Source organism: Pseudomonas sp. SDO5591_S426, from assembly GCF_054070755.1.
Genome location: NZ_JBSVXD010000032.1, coordinates 1 through 18,631, shown reverse-complemented (window position 1 = coordinate 18,631; position 18,631 = coordinate 1). Strand labels below are relative to the sequence as shown.

The following is an 18,631-nucleotide window of genomic DNA, read 5'->3' as shown; positions in this document are numbered from 1 at the left end:
TGTTAATCTTGCGCCCATTGCGGAAAAGCCGGGCCGATGACCCACTTTTGCCCCACACCTTTCGACGAGTTTTCCGATCCCCGATGAATAAAGCCCTGTCCGACCTGTCCTCCCACACCCCAATGATGCAGCAATACTGGCGCCTGAAGAATCAGCACCCCGACCAGTTGATGTTCTACCGAATGGGTGACTTCTACGAGATCTTCTACGAAGACGCGAAGAAGGCCGCCAAGTTGCTGGACATCACACTGACCGCTCGCGGGCAGTCGGCCGGGCAGGCGATTCCGATGTGCGGGATTCCTTACCACGCCGCCGAAGGTTACCTGGCGAAACTGGTGAAGCTCGGCGAGTCGGTGGTGATCTGCGAACAGGTCGGCGACCCGGCCACCAGCAAAGGGCCGGTGGATCGTCAGGTGGTACGGATCATTACGCCGGGGACGGTGAGTGACGAGGCGCTGCTGGATGAACGTCGCGACAACCTGATCGCTGCCGTGCTGGGTGATGAACGCCTGTTCGGCCTGGCCGTGCTGGATATCACCAGTGGCAACTTCAGCGTGCTGGAAATCAAGGGCTGGGAAAACCTGCTGGCTGAGCTGGAGCGGGTCAATCCTGTAGAGCTGTTGATCCCGGATGACTGGCCGAAGGATTTGCCAGCGGAAAAGCGTCGTGGGGTTCGTCGCCGTGCGCCGTGGGATTTCGAGCGTGATTCGGCGTTGAAAAGTCTTTGCCAGCAATTTTCTACCCAAGACCTCAAAGGCTTCGGCTGCGAAAACCTGACGCTCGCCATCGGCGCCGCCGGTTGCCTGTTGGCCTACGCCAAAGAAACCCAGCGCACCGCCCTGCCGCACTTGCGCAGCCTGCGCCATGAACGCCTGGACGACACCGTGGTGCTCGACGGCGCCAGCCGTCGCAACCTGGAGCTGGACACCAACCTCTCCGGCGGTCGTGACAACACGTTGCAATCGGTGGTCGACCGTTGCCAGACCGCCATGGGCAGCCGTCTGCTGACCCGTTGGCTGAACCGTCCGCTGCGCGATCTGACCGTTTTGCTGGCACGCCAGACGTCGATCACTTGCCTGCTCGACGCGTACCGTTTCGAGAAGCTGCAACCGCAGCTCAAGGAAATTGGTGACATCGAGCGGATTCTCGCGCGAATCGGCCTGCGCAATGCCCGCCCGCGTGACCTCGCACGTCTGCGTGATGCCCTCGGCGCACTGCCAGCGCTGCAAGTGGCGATGACTGAACTGGAAGCCCCGCACCTGCAACAACTGGCGACGACCACCAGCACCTACCCGGAACTGGCGGCGCTGCTGGAAAAAGCCATCATCGACAACCCGCCGGCGGTGATCCGCGACGGTGGCGTGTTGAAGACCGGCTACGACAGCGAACTCGATGAACTGCAATCGTTGAGCGAGAACGCCGGGCAATTCCTGATCGACCTCGAAGCCCGCGAAAAGGCCCGTACCGGCCTGTCGCACCTGAAGGTCGGCTATAACCGCATCCACGGTTACTTCATCGAACTGCCGAGCAAGCAAGCTGAATCGGCGCCGGCCGATTACATCCGTCGCCAAACGCTCAAAGGCGCCGAACGTTTCATCACGCCGGAACTAAAGGCCTTCGAAGACAAGGCGCTGTCGGCCAAGAGCCGTGCGCTGGCTCGTGAGAAAATGCTCTATGAAGCCTTGCTTGAAGACCTGATCTCGCAATTGCCGCCGTTGCAGGACACCGCCGGCGCTCTCGCTGAGCTGGACGTTTTGAGCAACCTGGCCGAGCGTGCACTGAACCTCGACCTGAACTGCCCGCGCTTCGTCAGCGAGCCGTGCATGCGCATTACCCAGGGTCGTCACCCAGTGGTCGAACAGGTTTTGACCACGCCGTTCGTGGCCAACGACCTGAGCCTCGACGACAACACGCGCATGCTGGTGATCACCGGTCCGAACATGGGCGGTAAATCCACCTACATGCGCCAGACCGCTTTGATCGTGCTGCTGGCGCACATCGGCAGCTTCGTGCCGGCAGCCAGTTGTGAGTTGTCGCTGGTCGACCGCATCTTCACCCGAATCGGTTCCAGCGATGACCTGGCCGGCGGGCGTTCGACCTTCATGGTCGAAATGAGCGAAACCGCGAACATCCTGCACAACGCCACCGAACGCAGCCTGGTGCTGATGGACGAGGTCGGCCGCGGCACCAGTACTTTCGACGGCTTGTCCCTGGCTTGGGCGGCGGCGGAACGGCTGGCGCACCTGCGCGCCTACACGCTGTTCGCCACCCACTACTTTGAGCTGACGGTCCTGCCGGAAGCCCAGCCGCTGGTGGCCAACGTGCACCTCAATGCCACCGAGCACAACGAACGCATCGTGTTCCTGCACCACGTGCTGCCGGGGCCTGCCAGCCAGAGCTACGGCTTGGCGGTGGCGCAGTTGGCCGGTGTGCCAAGCGAAGTGATCGTGCGCGCACGTGAGCATTTGAGCCGTCTCGAAGACACCGCCCTGCCCCATGAAATGCCCAAGCCAACCAAAGGCAAACCGGCCGCGCCGCAGCAGAGCGACATGTTCGCCAGTCTGCCGCATCCGGTGCTGGATGAACTGGCCAAGCTCGACCTGGACGACATGACGCCGCGTCGTGCACTCGAAATGCTCTATACACTAAAGACACGGATCTAACGCATAGCCTTGCAAGCTGTTAGAATCTCGCGCGGTTTGGGATGCTGCAGGCTTTAGCCTGGCCTGCAGACTATCGCTCCCAAACCATGCGACCCCCACGTGAAGGGGCGCAGCAAGCCGCGCCTGAGGAGAAAATTAGAAATGACCTTCGTCGTCACCGACAACTGCATCAAGTGCAAGTACACCGACTGCGTAGAAGTCTGTCCGGTGGACTGCTTTTACGAAGGCCCAAATTTCCTGGTGATTCACCCGGATGAGTGCATCGACTGCGCACTGTGCGAACCTGAATGCCCTGCTGTGGCCATCTTCTCCGAAGATGAAATCCCTGCCGGCATGGAAAACTTCATTCAGCTGAACGTTGAGCTGGCTGAAATCTGGCCGAACATCACCGAGAAGAAAGATTCGTTGCCTGATGCCGAAGAGTTCGATCGCGTCATCAACAAATCTATAGGTAGCAGCAAGCTGGAACACCTCGAACGCTGATTACCCCCGCGTTCCCGAAAAAGGCCCCACAAGGGCCTTTTTGCTTTTCTGCGGGCGAAAAAAAGGGGCGGTTTGACCCGCCCACATTTTTTCCTTATTCCCTGTGTTCCTTTTCATCGTCCTGATGAATCGCGTCCTGCGATTTCCGTTCCCCTCATCCTTGAAGGGCGTGTCTGTCCGTCGACACAACCCAGATACTAAAGCGATCCCGGATCAGAGCAACCGCTCTCAAGTACCGTGGCACGCTGTCACACGCCGTTAATCTTTATAAATACCGTTATTTTTCAATGGCATGTCTCAATTCAAAAGAAAGCCCTGCCGACTACCACAGTGTAAAAATAACGAACACTTACGAAACAGTAAGCAAAGGCTTACAACGCAAGACTACAAACCTGCGCTGATTGCACAGTCGTGCGACCGACTTCGTTCGGGCAACAAAAAGCCCCGAACCAGTCGGGGCTTTTTGTTACCTGTTACACGCGTCGGTTACTGAAACAGCGACTCGCTCGACAGGCCGTTTTTCTCCAGGATCTCCCGAAGACGCTTCAGGCCTTCAACCTGAATCTGTCTGACCCGTTCCCGGGTCAGGCCAATTTCCAGGCCTACGTCTTCAAGGGTACTGCTCTCGTGACCGCGCAGGCCGAAGCGGCGTACAACCACTTCGCGCTGCTTGTCGGTCAGCTCCGAGAGCCATTGATCGATGCTCTGGGACAGGTCGTCATCCTGCAACAGTTCGCATGGATCGGTTGGGCGATCGTCGGTAAGGGTGTCCAGCAGGGTTTTATCCGAATCCGGACCCAGCGAGACGTCGACCGAAGAAACCCGCTCGTTCAGGCCCAGCATGCGCTTGACCTCTCCCACCGGTTTTTCCAGCAGGTTGGCGATTTCTTCGGGTGAGGGTTCATGGTCGAGTTTTTGCGTCAGCTCCCGTGCAGCCCGCAGGTACACGTTGAGCTCTTTGACCACATGGATCGGCAACCGGATGGTCCGGGTCTGATTCATGATCGCGCGCTCGATGGTCTGACGAATCCACCAGGTTGCGTAGGTCGAAAAGCGGAAGCCGCGTTCAGGGTCGAACTTCTCCACCGCCCGGATCAAGCCGAGGTTGCCCTCTTCGATCAGATCGAGCAGCGACAAGCCACGATTGACGTAACGCCGGGCGATTTTCACCACCAGCCGAAGGTTACTTTCAATCATGCGTTTGCGCCCGGCCGGATCGCCACTTTGCGAAAGTCGCGCAAAATGAACTTCTTCTTCGGGGGACAACAGAGGGGAAAAGCCGATTTCATTGAGGTACAGCTGCGTGGCATCAAGTGCCCGCGTGTAGTCAATGTACTTGTGTTGCTTCAACGACGCGGAGTGTTTGGATTTGGCACGAACGGAAGGTGGAGCCGCCCCTTCATCATTCGACATCGAATCCGTACCGATGCCGGTCTCCATCAGGAGAACCTCATCGTCGATGTCAAACTCCGGCACTTCTTTACTGAGAGCCATTGTTATAGTCCTTTGGTGAGTTCGACCTCAAGCTCAAGCGGCGCCTTTATCCTTGGCAACGCTGGAGCCTGTCCCCTCTACGTGACGGAACAGGCTGGAAGCGATCAACGACGCGGCAGGAATTGCAGTGGATCTACAGGTTTACCTTGGCGGCGAATCTCAAAATGCAGTTTCACCCGGTCTGTACCCGTTGACCCCATTTCGGCAATTGTCTGTCCGACCTTGACCTGCTGCCCCTCCCGAACCAACAGCCTGCGGTTATGTCCGTAGGCACTGACGTAGGTTTCGCTGTGTTTGATGATGACTAATTCGCCGTAGCCCCTTAAGCCACTCCCGGCGTATACCACCGTCCCATCAGACGCAGCTAAAACAGGCTGTCCCAAATCTCCGGCGATATCAATTCCTTTATTCAAACTACCGTTTGAAGAGAATTTTCCAATCAAAATGCCATTAGATGGCCATCCCCAGCCGGTCGGGGCCGGGCCCGGAGGAGGCAATGGAGCGGGTGCCGGCTTGTTGGCGACGGACGGTACAACCACCGCCGTGGTGGGAGTGCCACCGTCGACGGGACGACGAATGACCGTGGTTTTACTCGAAGAGGAAGGTGTTGAATTCGAGGAACTGACCACCGTTGTCGGCGTTGAACCGGTGCGGCCATCGAAGCGAATCGTCTGACCCGGATGGATCGTGTAAGGCGCCGGGATGTTGTTGCGTGCAGCCAGGGCCTTGTAGTCCCAGCCGTAGCGGAAAGCGATCGAGAACAAGGTGTCTTTCGGTCGAACGACGTATTGCCCGGTCGTCACTGCCGGACGCTGGGCGGCGGCATTGTTGCGGTCGACGACGCGCACGTCGCTGGATTTGTTGCTGGAACAACCGACCAGCAAGGTGCTCATGACAAGGCCAGTCACCAGGCGCTGAAAGCTCGTTTTACCCATACGCTGCGCTATGACTGTGAGACTCACCCGCCGCTCCCTTTGTGGTGGCTGAAAATGTGATTTGCCGTGTTCCGGCACGAAATGTCGCAAGTATAACGGGCCGTGCAAGCTTTACCCTTAATGAAGCGAAATGGCATCGCGCACACGTTTGCTGTCTGACAAAACAACCCGTTTAACCAATCGACGCCGCTGTAAGACAAAGGCCATCGAAGAGAATTCAGCGCGCTGAAATAAATGCTCAGGCCAGTGGCCCGTTGAGCAATGGAACGAAGCGAACGTTCCCCAGAACCCGTCTGGAAAAACCCTGTTCTTCTCGAATGATCAGCAGCAATTGTTGCACCTCACCGGAGCCGACCGGGATCACCAGACGCCCCCCTGGCGCCAATTGATCGAGCAAGGCCTGGGGCACATCGGTGGCCACCGCCGTCACGATGATGCCGTTGTACGGTGCCAACGCCGGCCACCCTTCCCAGCCATCGCCCCAGCGGAAAACCACGTTACGCAGGTTCAACTCGATCAGGCGTTCCTTGGCCCGGTCTTGCAGCACCTTGATGCGCTCCACGGAAAAAACCCGCTCGACCAGTTGCGACAACACCGCCGTCTGATAACCCGAACCCGTGCCGATCTCCATGACCTTGTCCAGCGGCCCGGCTTCCAGCAGCAACTCGCTCATGCGAGCCACCATATAAGGCTGGGAGATGGTCTGGTTATGGCCGATCGGCAGCGCGGTATCCTCGTAGGCCCGGTGCGCCAGTGCCTCGTCGACGAACAGGTGACGCGGTGTACGACGGATGACTTCCAGCACCTTGGCGTTGGAGACTCCTTCCTCGTACAGACGCTGAATCAACCGCTCGCGGGTCCGCTGCGAGGTCATGCCGATGCCGCGATGCAGCATATCGTCTTGTCCACGAGTCATCAGCGCAGCCCCTCCAGCCAGCCATCAAGACTTCTGAAGGCATCGTTGAAGGTGCGATCCAGTTGCAACGGGGTGATCGAAACATACCCCTGCATGACAGCATGGAAATCGGTGCCTGGCCCACCGTCTTCGGCGTCCCCTGCTGCGGCGATCCAGTAACCTGCCTTGCCCCGCGGGTCGACCACTTTGATCGGCGCTGCGGCGCGGGCGCGATGCCCGAGGCGGGTCAACTGAATGCCGCGGATGTGTTCCAGCGGCAAGTTGGGAATGTTCACGTTCAGTACCGTGCGCGGTGGCAAGTCGAGATCAGCATGGGCCTCGACCAGTTTTCGCGCAAAGTACGCCGCTGTAGGAAGGTTCTCGACTTGTCGTGAGACCAACGAAAAGGCGAACGCAGGACACTCGAGAAAACGCCCTTCCAAAGCTGCCGCCACCGTGCCGGAATACAGCACATCGTCCCCCAGGTTGGCGCCCAGGTTGATCCCGGAAACCACCATGTCCGCTTCGCGCTCCAGCAAGCCGTTAAGGCCCAGGTGCACGCAATCGGTGGGAGTACCGTTGACGCTGATAAAGCCGTTGCCCAGCGTCTGCGGGTGCAACGGGCGGTCGAGCGTCAGCGAGCTGCTGGCGCCGCTTTTGTCCTGGTCCGGGGCGATAACCACGCATTCGGTGTAATCCGCCAGCGCAGCATAAAGCGCGGCGAGACCGGGTGCGGTTACCCCATCGTCGTTAGAAATCAGAATACGCATGGGCTGTCCGTCTGCCCCACCGGCACCAGATCAACGAGCTCGCGCACCAATACGGTGGCGAAGCATCCGGCCGGAAGGACGAATTCCAGTTGCAGAATGTCAGGCTCGGGATAATGCCACGTCAACCCACCAATGGGCAGCCGCAGGATGCGACGTTCGTGGCTCATACCGGCGTTGATCAACCAATCGCGAAGGTCTGCTTCGCGCGCGGCAATCGCCTGCTCCAGTTCATGGACAGCGCCCGTGGCCGGCGAGTCACCTTCGCCCCACTGCGGGCCGGTCGGATGCAGATCGAGAATCGCCAGACGCGGGTCGCTGCACTCGGCCTCACCGGCCGGAAAGAAGCTGCGGCTATCAGTGAACGCCAGCAGGTCACCGACCTGGGCGCGCTGCCAGGTGCCGTCGGCGACACGCGCGGCCAACACCTGATTGAACAGAAAACTGCGGGCGGTCGAGAGCAGACGCGAACGCACGTTACGCTGCTCCGGCAAGGCCTTGCGCGCAGCCCAGGCACGGGCGTCGACCACGTTACCGCCGTCATGCCCGAAGCGCTGCGCGCCGAAATAATTGGGGATGCCGTGTTTGACGATCAGTTGCAGGCGCTCTTCGATGGCAGCCTTGTCACCGGCGAACTGAGTCAGGCGCAAAGTGAAACCGTTGGCCGAGTGCGCACCGCGTTGCAGCTTGCGTTTGTGTCGGCTGGTCTTGAGGATTTTCAGCGTGTCGTTTTCTGCCGCGGACAAATCCGGGTCGGCCTTGCCCGGCAGTTGCACGCTGAACCACTGGCGCGTCAGCGCCTGACGATCCTTGAGCCCGGCATAGCTGACGGTGCGCAGCGGCACGCCGGCAGCTTTAGCGATCCGCCGTGCCGCCTCCTCAGTATTCAGGCCGCGCTTCTCCACCCAGATCCACAGGTGTTCGCCGTCGCCGCTCAGGGGAATATCAAGGACTTCATCGACCTGGAAATCTTCCGCGATCGCCTTCAGTACCGCTGTGCCGAGGGCTTCGCCATAGGCACGCGGGCCGAGTAGTTGCAGTTCGTTCATGCGCGCAGCAACAAGGCAACGGAATGCACGGCAATGCCTTCTTCGCGACCGACAAAGCCAAGCTTTTCGGTGGTGGTAGCTTTTACGTTCACTTGATCCAACTCAACTTGAAGATCCGCGGCAATCAGCGCACGCATCGATTCGATATGCGGCGCCATTTTCGGCGCCTGGGCAACGATGGTGTTATCGACGTTGCCGACCTTCCAGCCCTTCGCGTGGATCAGTGCGACGACATGACGCAACAGCGCACGGCTGTCGGCGCCTTTGAATTGCGGGTCGGTATCCGGGAAATGCTTGCCGATGTCACCCAGCGCAGCAGCGCCGAGCAAGGCATCGCTCAAGGCGTGCAGCAGGACGTCACCGTCGGAATGAGCGAGCAGCCCGAAGCTGTGTGCGATCCGCACGCCGCCCAGAGTAATGAAATCGCCTTCAGCGAAACGGTGCACATCATAGCCGTGGCCAATACGCATAAAAAAACGCCCCGATTTTTGTCAGGGCGTGATTCTACCTGCTATTGAGTGCGTAGAGCATGCGCGTGATGTTGCAAGTGATCTTCGATGAAACTGGCAATGAAGAAATAGCTGTGGTCGTAGCCGGGTTGCAGGCGCAACGTCAGCGGATGACCGGCCAGTTTGGTCGCCTGTTGCAAGGCTTCAGGCTTGAGCTGGGTGGCGAGGAAATCGTCGCGATCGCCTTGATCGACCAGCAGCGGCAGTTTTTCGTCCGCCTCGGCAATCAATGCACAGGCATCCCACTCGCGCCACTTCGAACGGTCTTCGCCCAGATACCGAGAGAACGCCTTCTGCCCCCAAGGGCAGTCCATCGGATTGTTGATCGGCGAGAACGCCGACACCGACAGATAACGCCCCGGATTGCGCAACGCACAGACCAGCGCACCGTGGCCACCCATGGAGTGACCGCTGATGCCGCGCTTGTCCGACGCCGGGAAATGGGCTTCGACCAATGCCGGCAATTCCTGCACGACGTAGTCATGCATCCGATAGTGCCGCGACCAGGGTTCCTGCGTGGCATTCAAATAGAAGCCGGCACCGAGACCGAAGTCCCAGGCACCGTCCGGATCACCCGGCACATCGGCGCCGCGCGGACTGGTGTCCGGTGCGACGATGATCAGCCCCAGCTCGGCGGCCATGCGCATGGCGCCGGCCTTCTGCATGAAGTTCTCGTCGGTGCAGGTCAGGCCGGACAGCCAATACAACACCGGCAGCTTGCCGCCCTGCTCCGCTTGCGGTGGCAGGTACACGGCAAACACCATGTCGCAACCAAGCACGTCGGAGCGATGTCGATAGCGTTTGTGCCAGCCGCCGAAGCTTTTCTGGCAGGAGATATTTTCCAGGCTCATGGCAGACCTCAGAAATGGATGACGGAGCGGATGCTTTTTCCTTCATGCATCAGGTCGAATGCCTTGTTGATGTCTTCCAGGCCCATGGTGTGGGTGATGAAAGAGTCCAACGGGATTTCGCCGGTTTCGGCCATTTCCACATAGCTTGGCAACTCGGTACGGCCACGCACGCCACCGAATGCCGAACCGCGCCAGACGCGACCGGTGACCAACTGGAATGGACGAGTAGAGATTTCCTGGCCGGCACCGGCGACACCGATGATGACCGACTCGCCCCAACCCTTGTGGCAGCACTCAAGGGCGGCGCGCATCAATTGCACGTTGCCGATGCACTCGAACGAGAAATCGACGCCGCCATCGGTCATGTCGACGATGACTTCCTGGATCGGACGATCGAAATCTTTCGGGTTCACACAGTCGGTTGCACCCAGCTGTTTGGCGATCTCGAATTTCGCCGGGTTGATGTCGATGGCGATGATGCGTGCAGCCTTGGCTTTGACCGCGCCGATGACTGCCGACAGACCGATGCCGCCAAGGCCGAAAATGGCCACGGTATCACCTGGTTTCACCTTGGCAGTATTGAGCACTGCGCCGATGCCGGTGGTGACACCGCAACCCAGCAGGCAGACCTTTTCCAGCGGCGCTTCTTTAGCAATCTTGGCGACGGAGATTTCCGGCAGCACGGTGTACTCGGAGAATGTGGACGTCCCCATGTAGTGGAAAATCGGCTGTCCCTTGTAGGAAAAGCGCGAAGTACCGTCAGGCATCAGGCCTTTACCCTGGGTCGCACGAATGGCCTGGCAGAGGTTGGTCTTGCCCGACAGGCAGAATTTGCACTGACGGCATTCCGGGGTGTACAGCGGAATGACATGATCGCCGACGGCGACGGAAGTCACGCCCTCGCCGATCGCTTCAACGATTGCTCCACCTTCGTGGCCGAGGATCGACGGGAAGATGCCTTCCGGGTCAGCGCCGGAAAGGGTGTAGGCATCGGTATGGCAAACACCGGAAGCCACCACGCGCAGCAACACTTCACCTGCCTTGGGCATGGCGACATCAACTTCAACGATCTCCAGAGGTTTCTTGGCCTCGAATGCAACGGCGGCGCGTGACTTGATCATGGTGATGCTCCAATGAATAAAAACGAGACAGGGAGTGTAATACATGGCCTTACGATGAATAATCTGGGCAAATGCAAAATATTATTGCTGCACAGGGATAATCATTGATGTCTGAAAATCGCTGGGAAGGGATCGACGAATTCGTCGCCGTCGCCGAATGCAGCCAGTTCACCGCTGCCGCGGAGCGTCTTGGGGTTTCTTCTTCCCATGTCAGTCGACAAATCGTACGCCTTGAAGAGCGATTGCAAACCCGTTTGCTCTATCGCAGCACTCGTCGGGTCACGCTGACCGAGGCTGGGCAAACGTTTCTGCAACATTGCCAACGCTTGCAGGATGGGCGCGAAGAAGCGTTGCGAGCGGTGGGCGATTTGACCAGCGAACCCAAAGGCATGTTGCGCATGACTTGCGCGGTGGCTTACGGCGAACGCTTCATCGTGCCGTTGGTGACGCGTTTCATGGGTCTTTATCCGCAACTGCGGATCGACATTGAACTGAGCAACCGCCAACTCGACCTGGTGCACGAAGGCCTCGACCTGGCGATCCGCCTCGGGCGTCTGCAAGACTCACGGTTAGTCGCTACTCGCCTCGCTCCGCGACGCATGTTTCTCTGTGCGTCACCTTCCTACGTTGAACGGTATGGTCGCCCACACAGCTTGTCGGAATTGAGCCGTCACAACTGCCTGATCGGCAGCTCGGACCTGTGGCAACTGGAACAAAACGGGCGGGAGTTTTCGCAACGTGTGCAGGGAAACTGGCGCTGCAACAGCGGGCAAGCGGTGCTGGACGCGGCGTTACAGGGCGTGGGGCTATGTCAGTTGCCGGACTATTACGTGCTCGAACATCTGAAAAGCGGAGCCTTGATTTCGCTGCTGGAGGCGCACCAACCGCCGAACACAGCGGTTTGGGCGCTGTATCCGCAGCAACGGCATCTGTCGCCGAAGGTGCGCAAGCTGGTGGATTTTTTGAAGGAGGGACTGGCCGAACGGCCGGAGTACAGGATTTAAGATCAAAAGATCGCAGCCTTCGGCAGCTCCTACGGGATTGGGGTATGACATTCATTTGCGGATCCCCCTGTAGGAGCTGCCGCTGGCTGCGATCTTTTAGCGACGGTGAGCCCAACGCTGTCTCAACCACTCCAGATCTTCAGGCCGGGTAACCTTGAGATTATCCGCTCGCCCCTCGATCAGGCGCGGCGATAAACCAGCCCACTCCATGGCCGACGCCTCGTCGGTAACCACGGCATCCGCCACCAGACTGTCGGCCAACGCCCGATGCAACGCGCCAAGGCGAAACATCTGCGGCGTGTACGCCTGCCAGATCACACTGCGATCCACGGTCTCGACAACTCGACCGTGTTTATCGACGCGCTTGAGGGTATCCCGTGCGGGAACCGCCAGCAGTCCGCCGACAGGATCGTCAGCCAGTTCGGCCAGCAGTTTGTCCAGATCGTCGCGACTGAGATTCGGTCGCGCTGCATCGTGAACCAACACCCAATCCTCATCACCGGCACCCTGAGCATGCAAATGCAGCAAGGCATTGAGCACCGACCCGGAACGTTCCGAGCCGCCCTCAACCCGCGTAATGCGCGCATCGCCGGCACAGGCCAGGTTCGGCCAATAAGGATCATCAACAGCAAGACTGACCACCAACCCCTTCAGGGAAGGATGATCAAGGAAACAGCCGAGGCTGTGTTCGAGAATAGTGCGACCACCCAGTTGCAAGTATTGCTTGGGACGGTCCGCGGCCATACGGGCACCGACGCCCGCGGCAGGAATCACGGCCCAGAAGGCCGGTAACGTCTGGTTCATTGCGCCAACTGGTAAAGGGTTTCACCGTCCTTGACCATGCCCAACTCATGGCGAGCCCGCTCTTCAACGGTCTCCATGCCCTTTTTCAACTCGCTGACTTCAGCGTCCATCACCCGATTGCGCTCAAGCAACACCTGGTTCTCAGCTTCCTGATCCGCGATCTGCTGCTTCAGCTCGGCCACTTGCGCCAGACTGCCATTACCCACCCACAGGCGGTATTGCAGGCCAGCCAGCAGCAGGAGCAGGACGAGGAACAACCAATTGGGACTGCGCATCGAATATCAGGTATCCAGTGAAAAAAGACAGCCATACCAAAACATGAAGCTACTGATAGCACGAAGCCTGGAAGAACCAGGCTTGTGCTGATAAGGCATCAGATTAGTGGCAAAAACGTCGCTGTAGCGATTTTTCCGACACAATCCGCTGACTTTTTACATCAACCGCGGAATTCGCTGCGGCCGTTGTACTTGGCTTTACCGTTCAACTGCTCTTCGATACGCAGCAGTTGGTTGTACTTGGAGACGCGATCGGAACGGCACAGGGAACCGGTCTTGATCTGGCCGGCCGAAGTGCCCACGGCCAGGTCGGCAATGGTCGAATCTTCGGTTTCGCCCGAGCGGTGCGAGATCACGGCGGTGTAACCGGCAGCCTTGGCCATCTGGATGGCTTCCAGGGTTTCGGTGAGGGTGCCGATCTGGTTGAACTTGATCAGGATCGAGTTGGCGATCTTTTTATCGATGCCTTCTTTCAGGATCTTGGTGTTGGTCACGAACAGGTCGTCGCCTACCAGCTGAGTCTTCTCGCCGATCTTGTCGGTGAGGATCTTCCAGCCAGCCCAGTCGGACTCATCCAGGCCATCTTCGATGGAGATGATCGGGTAACGCTCGGTCAGGCCTTTCAGGTAATCGGCGAAACCTTCAGCGGTGAACACCTGGCCTTCGCCGGACAGGTTGTACTTGCCGTCTTCGTAGAATTCGCTGGCCGCGCAGTCCAGAGCCAGGGTCACGTCGGTGCCGAGTTTGTAGCCAGCGTTGGCCACGGCTTCGGAGATCACTTTCAGTGCGTCTTCGTTGGACGCCAGGTTAGGTGCGAAACCACCTTCGTCACCGACGGCGGTGCTCAGGCCACGGGCCTTCAGCACAGCTTTGAGGTGGTGGAAAATTTCGGTGCCCATGCGCAGGCCTTCCGAGAAAGACTTGGCGCCAACCGGCTGAACCATGAATTCCTGGATGTCGACGTTGTTGTCGGCGTGCTCGCCACCGTTGATGATGTTCATCATCGGAACCGGCATCGAGTAAACACCCGGAGTGCCGTTCAGGTTGGCGATGTGAGCGTACAGCGGCAGGTCCTGGTCCTGTGCTGCTGCCTTGGCCGCGGCCAGGGAAACGGCGAGGATCGCGTTGGCGCCCAGGGAGCCTTTGTTTTCAGTACCGTCGAGCTTGATCATCGCCAGATCGAGGGCTTTCTGGTCGCTTGGGTCCATACCTTTCAACAGGTCGCGGATCGGACCGTTGATGTTGCCTACGGCTTTGAGTACGCCCTTGCCCAGGTAACGGCTCTTGTCGCCATCACGCAGCTCGAGCGCTTCACGCGAGCCAGTGGAAGCACCGGACGGCGCGCAAGCGCTGCCGATGATGCCGTTATCGAGAAGCACATCCGCTTCCACGGTGGGGTTGCCACGGGAGTCGAGAACTTCACGACCTTTGATGTCGACGATTTTAGCCATTGTTGTAAACACTCCAAAGTTGACGAAAACGACGCAGCTGTAGGAAATCTTCAATCGTCGGCAAGCGAGGTGCAGCGGGCAGTCTTGCAGACGACAAGGCTCAGGCCCGAGGGCCTGAGCGTTAAATCGTGCGGTACTTTACCGGAGAAATGAGGATTACGCGGTTTCTACCGTCGGAAAACTCTTCACCAGTTCGTCCAAAGCTTTGAGCTGGGCCAGGAATGGCTCCAGTTTGTCCAGACGCAAGGCGCAAGGGCCGTCGCATTTGGCGTTGTCCGGGTCCGGGTGGGCTTCGAGGAACAGCCCGGCCAGAGACTGGCTCATGCCGGCTTTTGCCAAATCCAGGACCTGGGCGCGACGGCCGCCGGCGGAGTCGGAACGACCGCCAGGCATTTGCAGCGCGTGGGTTACGTCGAAGAACACCGGGTATTCGAACTGCTTCATGATGCCGAAGCCGAGCATGTCGACGACCAGGTTGTTGTAGCCGAAGCTCGAACCGCGTTCGCAAAGGATCAACTGATCGTTACCCGCTTCCACGCACTTGTTCAGGATGTGTTTCATTTCCTGAGGCGCGAGGAACTGGGCTTTCTTGATGTTGATCACTGCACCGGTCTTGGCCATCGCGACCACGAGGTCGGTCTGGCGCGACAGGAAGGCCGGCAACTGGATGATGTCGCAGACTTCAGCGACGACCGCGGCCTGCTCAGGCTCGTGGACGTCGGTGATGATCGGCACGCCGAAAGCTTGCTTGATGTCCTGGAAAATCCGCATGCCCTCTTCCAGGCCGGGGCCACGGTAAGAGGTCACGGAGGAACGGTTGGCCTTGTCGAAGCTGGCCTTGAACACGTAAGGGATACCCAGTTTCTCGGTAACCTTTACGTACTCTTCGCAGACCTGCATCGCCATGTCGCGGCTTTCCAGCACGTTCATGCCACCAAAAAGCACCATTGGCTTGTCGTTGGCAATCTCGATATCGCCTACGCGGATGATCTTCTGCGCCATCAGGTTTACGCCTTCTTCTGGTGTTGAGCCAAAGCAGCTTTAACGAAACCGCTGAACAACGGGTGACCGTCGCGTGGCGTCGAAGTGAACTCCGGGTGGAACTGGCAAGCGACGAACCATGGATGATCCGGTGCTTCAACCACTTCAACCAGCGCGCCATCGCCGGAACGACCGGAGATTTTCAGGCCGGCTTCGATGATTTGCGGCAGCAGGTTGTTGTTTACTTCGTAGCGGTGACGGTGACGTTCGACGATCACGTCCTTGCCGTAGCAACCGTGAACCAGCGAACCCGGCTCCAGCAGGCAATCCTGCGCGCCGAGGCGCATGGTGCCGCCCAGGTCGGAGGTTTCGGTACGGGTTTCGACGGCACCGGTGGCATCTTCCCACTCGGTGATCAGACCCACGACCGGGTGACCGCTTGCACGATCGAACTCGGTGGAGTTGGCGTCTTTCCAGCCCATGACGTTACGAGCGAACTCGATCACGGCCACTTGCATGCCCAGGCAGATACCCAGGTATGGAACCTTGTTTTCGCGAGCGTATTGGACGGCGGTGATCTTGCCTTCCACGCCACGCAGACCGAAGCCGCCAGGAACCAGAATCGCGTCGACGCCTTCCAGCAGCGCAGTGCCCTGGTTTTCGATGTCTTCGGAATCGATGTAGCGCAGGTTGACCTTGGTGCGGTTGCTGATGCCGGCGTGACTCATCGCTTCGATCAGCGACTTGTAGGCGTCCAGCAGTTCCATGTACTTGCCGACCATGGCGATGGTGACTTCGTGCTCAGGGTTGAGCTTGGCGTCGACCACGGCTTCCCACTCGGACAGATCGGCACCGCCGCATTGCAGGCCGAAACGCTCGACGACGAAATCGTCCAGGCCCTGGGAGTGCAGGATGCCCGGGATCTTGTAGATGGTGTCGGCGTCTTCCAGCGCGATCACCGCACGTTCTTCAACGTTGGTGAATTGCGCGATCTTGCGACGCGACGACACATCGATCGGGTGATCGGAGCGGCATACCAGCACATCTGGCTGCAGGCCGATTGAACGCAGTTCCTTGACCGAATGCTGGGTTGGCTTGGTTTTGGTTTCGCCGGCAGTGGCGATGTACGGCACCAATGTCAGGTGCATCAGCATCGCGCGCTTGGCGCCGACTTCGAAACGCAACTGGCGGATGGCTTCGAGGAACGGTTGCGACTCGATGTCACCTACGGTGCCACCGATTTCGACCATTGCCACGTCGGCATCGCCTGCACCCTTGATGATGCGGCGCTTGATTTCATCGGTGATGTGCGGAATCACCTGGATGGTTGCACCCAGGTAGTCACCACGGCGCTCTTTGCGCAGCACGTGCTCGTAGACACGGCCGGTAGTGAAGTTGTTGTTCTGGGTCATAGTCGTGCGGATGAACCGCTCGTAGTGGCCCAGGTCCAGGTCGGTCTCGGCGCCGTCGTGGGTGACGAACACTTCACCGTGCTGGAACGGGCTCATGGTGCCCGGGTCGACGTTGATGTACGGGTCCAGCTTCAGCATGGTGACCTTAAGTCCCCGCGCCTCCAGGATGGCCGCCAATGATGCCGATGCAATGCCTTTCCCCAATGAAGAAACAACACCGCCCGTGACGAATATGTAGCGCGTCATGAAAAACCCTAGAAGTCTGCGTTAAAGCGGTCCGAGCCGCCGGGGAAAGCGAAGGAAGGCCGAAGCCCCCGATCACCTGCATTAATCACAGTGCACCTTTCAAAAAAACCGCCGCGTTGGGACAGACCGGAAGATGAAACACCGGTACGTTGCTCGCTACACATTTTTTGGAATCGCCCAGCAAAGACTGCTTGGTAATCGGCAACTCCTGCAATTCAGGCGAATCCACAGAAGTTGTATCAAGAAGGGAGCGTAGTCTACCGGAAAGCCCCTTTCAGCTCAAACCTTGATCTTCGTTCAGTGGCTGCCAATGCAGATTCCAGTCACCCGCCGCACCGCCATCCAGCCCCTGAAGGTTCGGCACCGCCAGTAATTGCTCGCCTTTGAACAGCAGCGGCAATCTGCCGCGCACGAATTGCGGCACACCACGTTCGTTGAGCAAACGCTTCAAGTCACGATGACCACGACCCGGCAATTCCATCGCCTCGCCTCCTTCACGATAGCGGATCTGCAAGGGACCATCGGGGATTTGCCCGGTCAGCGTGACAACGCCGTTATCGGGCAACGCCAGAGGTAGCGCGGGGTCGGGCCATGTTCCTGCGATGGGCAAGGGCTTCAACCAGCCACCGGACAACCACCAGATACGCCCACCCGCCCGATGCAATTCGCCATCCGCCAAGCGCCAGATCGGTCGCGCATCGCCGGTGGCATCGCGCAAATCTTCCCAACCCGACCAGTGGTCAGTGTCCGGTAGTCGAGTTCTCCCCTCAAGCCAGTGGCTGAGCGCATTACGTTGGCGTGCGGCGGAAAGCTTTTCCAGCGTTGCCATTTCCAGGGACGGCAAGCCCAGCCAATCGAAATCACTTGGCGTGCTCGCCTGGTTCAAGTCGATTTGCGCAAGATCACCGAGCAATCCCTGCGCTTCGCTCAGATGCCCGGCGCTGCGCGCCATCGTCGCCATCGCCTGTGGCCAGCGCTCGCACAGCACCGGGAACACCTGATGACGCAGGTAGTTGCGCGAGTACTGTCGATCCTGATTGGAAGGGTCCTCGATCCAGCTCAAATGATTTTCGCTGGCATAGGCTTCCAGTTCGACCCGTGTGACATCGAGCAATGGCCGCAGTAGATACCCTCCGCCCAACCGACGCTGGCGCGGCATTCCCGACAGCCCTCTCACTCCGGCCCCGCGCAACAGACGAAACAGCAACGTTTCCGCCTGATCGTCGCGGTGTTGCGCGGTCAGCAGCACTTCATTGGTTTGAGTGACCTGATTGAAGGCGGCATAGCGCGCCTCCCGGGCCGCACGCTCAAGGCTGGCGCCGGGCTGGACCTGCACGCGAACCACCCGCAGCGGAATGCCCAGCGCCTCACACTGCAATCGACAATGCTCTGGCCACGCGTCAGCCACAGCCTGAAGACCGTGATGGACATGAATGGCGCTCAGCGCCGGCAGGGATTGGGATTTTGCGAGGTGAGCAAGAAGGTGCAGCAGGACGGTTGAGTCGAGTCCGCCGGAGAAAGCGATGTGCCAAGCGGAGGCGTTGCGCCAAGGCTTCAGACTGAGCAGAAGCCGGGAAGGCAGATCACTCTTCGAAGAATTCATAGAGATTGATCGCTTCTCATAGATCCCTGTAGGAGCTGCCGAAGGCTGCGATCTTTTGACTTTGATTCTAAAAAAACAAGATCAAAAG

Annotated in this window: 17 protein-coding genes; 3 read left to right on the top strand and 14 right to left on the bottom strand. The window is 59.0% G+C overall.

The features are described from left to right. Nucleotides 1-95 precede the first annotated feature (95 nt). Together mutS and fdxA are read left to right on the top strand one after the other, a co-directional pair. Nucleotides 96-2,663, top strand: coding sequence for a DNA mismatch repair protein MutS (mutS, locus tag ACW9JC_RS09625; protein WP_457454874.1), 2,568 nt, complete (start codon nucleotides 96-98; stop codon nucleotides 2,661-2,663). Between the two features lie 141 nt (nucleotides 2,664-2,804). Next, entirely contained in the window at nucleotides 2,805-3,146 is a 342-nt protein-coding gene (fdxA, locus tag ACW9JC_RS09620) for a ferredoxin FdxA (RefSeq protein WP_338585054.1), read from the top strand. Nucleotides 3,147-3,632: 486 nt separating this feature from the next. Here the strand turns inward: fdxA and rpoS are convergent, their stop codons facing one another. The 8 genes from rpoS to ACW9JC_RS09580 all read right to left on the bottom strand — a co-directional run bounded on the left by rpoS (nucleotide 3,633) and on the right by ACW9JC_RS09580 (nucleotide 10,767). Then, nucleotides 3,633-4,640: an RNA polymerase sigma factor RpoS gene (gene rpoS, locus ACW9JC_RS09615; RefSeq protein WP_059407844.1), complete on the bottom strand. Its 1,008-nt coding sequence runs from the start codon at nucleotides 4,638-4,640 to the stop codon at nucleotides 3,633-3,635. Nucleotides 4,641-4,744: 104 nt separating this feature from the next. Continuing rightward, nucleotides 4,745-5,602, bottom strand: coding sequence for a peptidoglycan DD-metalloendopeptidase family protein (locus tag ACW9JC_RS09610; RefSeq protein ID WP_338585053.1), 858 nt, complete (start codon nucleotides 5,600-5,602; stop codon nucleotides 4,745-4,747). A gap of 211 nt (nucleotides 5,603-5,813) precedes the next feature. Then, on the bottom strand, nucleotides 5,814-6,449 hold the full coding sequence (locus tag ACW9JC_RS09605; RefSeq protein ID WP_338586465.1) for a protein-L-isoaspartate(D-aspartate) O-methyltransferase: 636 nt from the start codon (nucleotides 6,447-6,449) through the stop codon (nucleotides 5,814-5,816). 41 nt (nucleotides 6,450-6,490) lie between these two features. Beyond that, nucleotides 6,491-7,240 carry a 5'/3'-nucleotidase SurE gene (gene surE, locus ACW9JC_RS09600; protein WP_457454849.1) on the bottom strand — a complete coding sequence of 250 codons (750 nt, stop codon included), beginning with the start codon at nucleotides 7,238-7,240 and terminating at the stop codon, nucleotides 6,491-6,493. After that, nucleotides 7,228-8,286: a tRNA pseudouridine(13) synthase TruD gene (gene truD, locus ACW9JC_RS09595; protein WP_457454847.1), complete on the bottom strand. Its 1,059-nt coding sequence runs from the start codon at nucleotides 8,284-8,286 to the stop codon at nucleotides 7,228-7,230. The genes surE and truD overlap by 13 nt, the downstream gene beginning before the upstream one ends. After that, nucleotides 8,283-8,756, bottom strand: coding sequence for a 2-C-methyl-D-erythritol 2,4-cyclodiphosphate synthase (gene ispF / locus ACW9JC_RS09590; protein WP_034149878.1), 474 nt, complete (start codon nucleotides 8,754-8,756; stop codon nucleotides 8,283-8,285). The genes truD and ispF overlap by 4 nt, the downstream gene beginning before the upstream one ends. Nucleotides 8,757-8,797: 41 nt before the next feature. After that, nucleotides 8,798-9,646, bottom strand: a complete 849-nt coding sequence (gene fghA / locus ACW9JC_RS09585) for an S-formylglutathione hydrolase (protein WP_457454846.1) — start codon at nucleotides 9,644-9,646, stop codon at nucleotides 8,798-8,800. An 8-nt stretch (nucleotides 9,647-9,654) separates the two neighbouring features. After that, nucleotides 9,655-10,767 (bottom strand): S-(hydroxymethyl)glutathione dehydrogenase/class III alcohol dehydrogenase, encoded by a 1,113-nt coding sequence (locus ACW9JC_RS09580; protein WP_457454844.1) that lies wholly within the window; start codon nucleotides 10,765-10,767, stop codon nucleotides 9,655-9,657. Between the two features lie 107 nt (nucleotides 10,768-10,874). Here ACW9JC_RS09580 and ACW9JC_RS09575 point away from each other — a divergent pair, with 107 nt between their 5' ends. Next, nucleotides 10,875-11,771, top strand: coding sequence for a LysR substrate-binding domain-containing protein (locus ACW9JC_RS09575; protein ID WP_457454843.1), 897 nt, complete (start codon nucleotides 10,875-10,877; stop codon nucleotides 11,769-11,771). A 96-nt stretch (nucleotides 11,772-11,867) separates the two neighbouring features. Here the strand turns inward: ACW9JC_RS09575 and ispD are convergent, their stop codons facing one another. From ispD to tilS, 6 genes are all read right to left on the bottom strand, one after another. Further along, a complete protein-coding gene (gene ispD / locus ACW9JC_RS09570) occupies nucleotides 11,868-12,575 on the bottom strand; it encodes a 2-C-methyl-D-erythritol 4-phosphate cytidylyltransferase (RefSeq protein ID WP_457454841.1) in 708 nt (235 codons plus the stop codon). Beyond that, nucleotides 12,572-12,850, bottom strand: coding sequence for a cell division protein FtsB (ftsB, locus tag ACW9JC_RS09565; protein ID WP_338585047.1), 279 nt, complete (start codon nucleotides 12,848-12,850; stop codon nucleotides 12,572-12,574). The genes ispD and ftsB overlap by 4 nt, the downstream gene beginning before the upstream one ends. Before the next feature lie 161 nt (nucleotides 12,851-13,011). Next, entirely contained in the window at nucleotides 13,012-14,301 is a 1,290-nt protein-coding gene (gene eno, locus ACW9JC_RS09560; protein WP_046041152.1) for a phosphopyruvate hydratase, read from the bottom strand. 156 nt (nucleotides 14,302-14,457) lie between these two features. Then, entirely contained in the window at nucleotides 14,458-15,303 is an 846-nt protein-coding gene (gene kdsA, locus ACW9JC_RS09555; protein ID WP_084322286.1) for a 3-deoxy-8-phosphooctulonate synthase, read from the bottom strand. A 5-nt stretch (nucleotides 15,304-15,308) separates the two neighbouring features. Beyond that, nucleotides 15,309-16,940 carry a CTP synthase gene (locus ACW9JC_RS09550; RefSeq protein WP_416128083.1) on the bottom strand — a complete coding sequence of 544 codons (1,632 nt, stop codon included), beginning with the start codon at nucleotides 16,938-16,940 and terminating at the stop codon, nucleotides 15,309-15,311. A 274-nt stretch (nucleotides 16,941-17,214) separates the two neighbouring features. Next, the gene (tilS, locus tag ACW9JC_RS09545) at nucleotides 17,215-18,543 is read right to left on the bottom strand and encodes a tRNA lysidine(34) synthetase TilS (protein ID WP_457454839.1); all 1,329 of its coding nucleotides are present in this window, start codon (nucleotides 18,541-18,543) and stop codon (nucleotides 17,215-17,217) included. Between the last annotated feature and the right edge of the window lie 88 nt (nucleotides 18,544-18,631).

Coding starts and splice junctions, on each gene's coding strand:
- fdxA (WP_338585054.1), top strand. CDS start 2,805: ATGACCTTCGTCGTCACCGACAACTGCATCAAGTGCAAGTACACCGAC.
- rpoS (WP_059407844.1), bottom strand. CDS start 4,640: ATGGCTCTCAGTAAAGAAGTGCCGGAGTTTGACATCGACGATGAGGTT.
- ACW9JC_RS09605 (WP_338586465.1), bottom strand. CDS start 6,449: ATGACCTCGCAGCGGACCCGCGAGCGGTTGATTCAGCGTCTGTACGAG.
- surE (WP_457454849.1), bottom strand. CDS start 7,240: ATGCGTATTCTGATTTCTAACGACGATGGGGTAACCGCACCCGGTCTC.
- truD (WP_457454847.1), bottom strand. CDS start 8,286: ATGAACGAACTGCAACTACTCGGCCCGCGTGCCTATGGCGAAGCCCTC.
- ispF (WP_034149878.1), bottom strand. CDS start 8,756: ATGCGTATTGGCCACGGCTATGATGTGCACCGTTTCGCTGAAGGCGAT.
- fghA (WP_457454846.1), bottom strand. CDS start 9,646: ATGAGCCTGGAAAATATCTCCTGCCAGAAAAGCTTCGGCGGCTGGCAC.
- ACW9JC_RS09580 (WP_457454844.1), bottom strand. CDS start 10,767: ATGATCAAGTCACGCGCCGCCGTTGCATTCGAGGCCAAGAAACCTCTG.
- ACW9JC_RS09575 (WP_457454843.1), top strand. CDS start 10,875: ATGTCTGAAAATCGCTGGGAAGGGATCGACGAATTCGTCGCCGTCGCC.
- ispD (WP_457454841.1), bottom strand. CDS start 12,575: ATGAACCAGACGTTACCGGCCTTCTGGGCCGTGATTCCTGCCGCGGGC.
- ftsB (WP_338585047.1), bottom strand. CDS start 12,850: ATGCGCAGTCCCAATTGGTTGTTCCTCGTCCTGCTCCTGCTGCTGGCT.
- eno (WP_046041152.1), bottom strand. CDS start 14,301: ATGGCTAAAATCGTCGACATCAAAGGTCGTGAAGTTCTCGACTCCCGT.
- kdsA (WP_084322286.1), bottom strand. CDS start 15,303: ATGGCGCAGAAGATCATCCGCGTAGGCGATATCGAGATTGCCAACGAC.
- ACW9JC_RS09550 (WP_416128083.1), bottom strand. CDS start 16,940: ATGACGCGCTACATATTCGTCACGGGCGGTGTTGTTTCTTCATTGGGG.
- tilS (WP_457454839.1), bottom strand. CDS start 18,543: ATGAATTCTTCGAAGAGTGATCTGCCTTCCCGGCTTCTGCTCAGTCTG.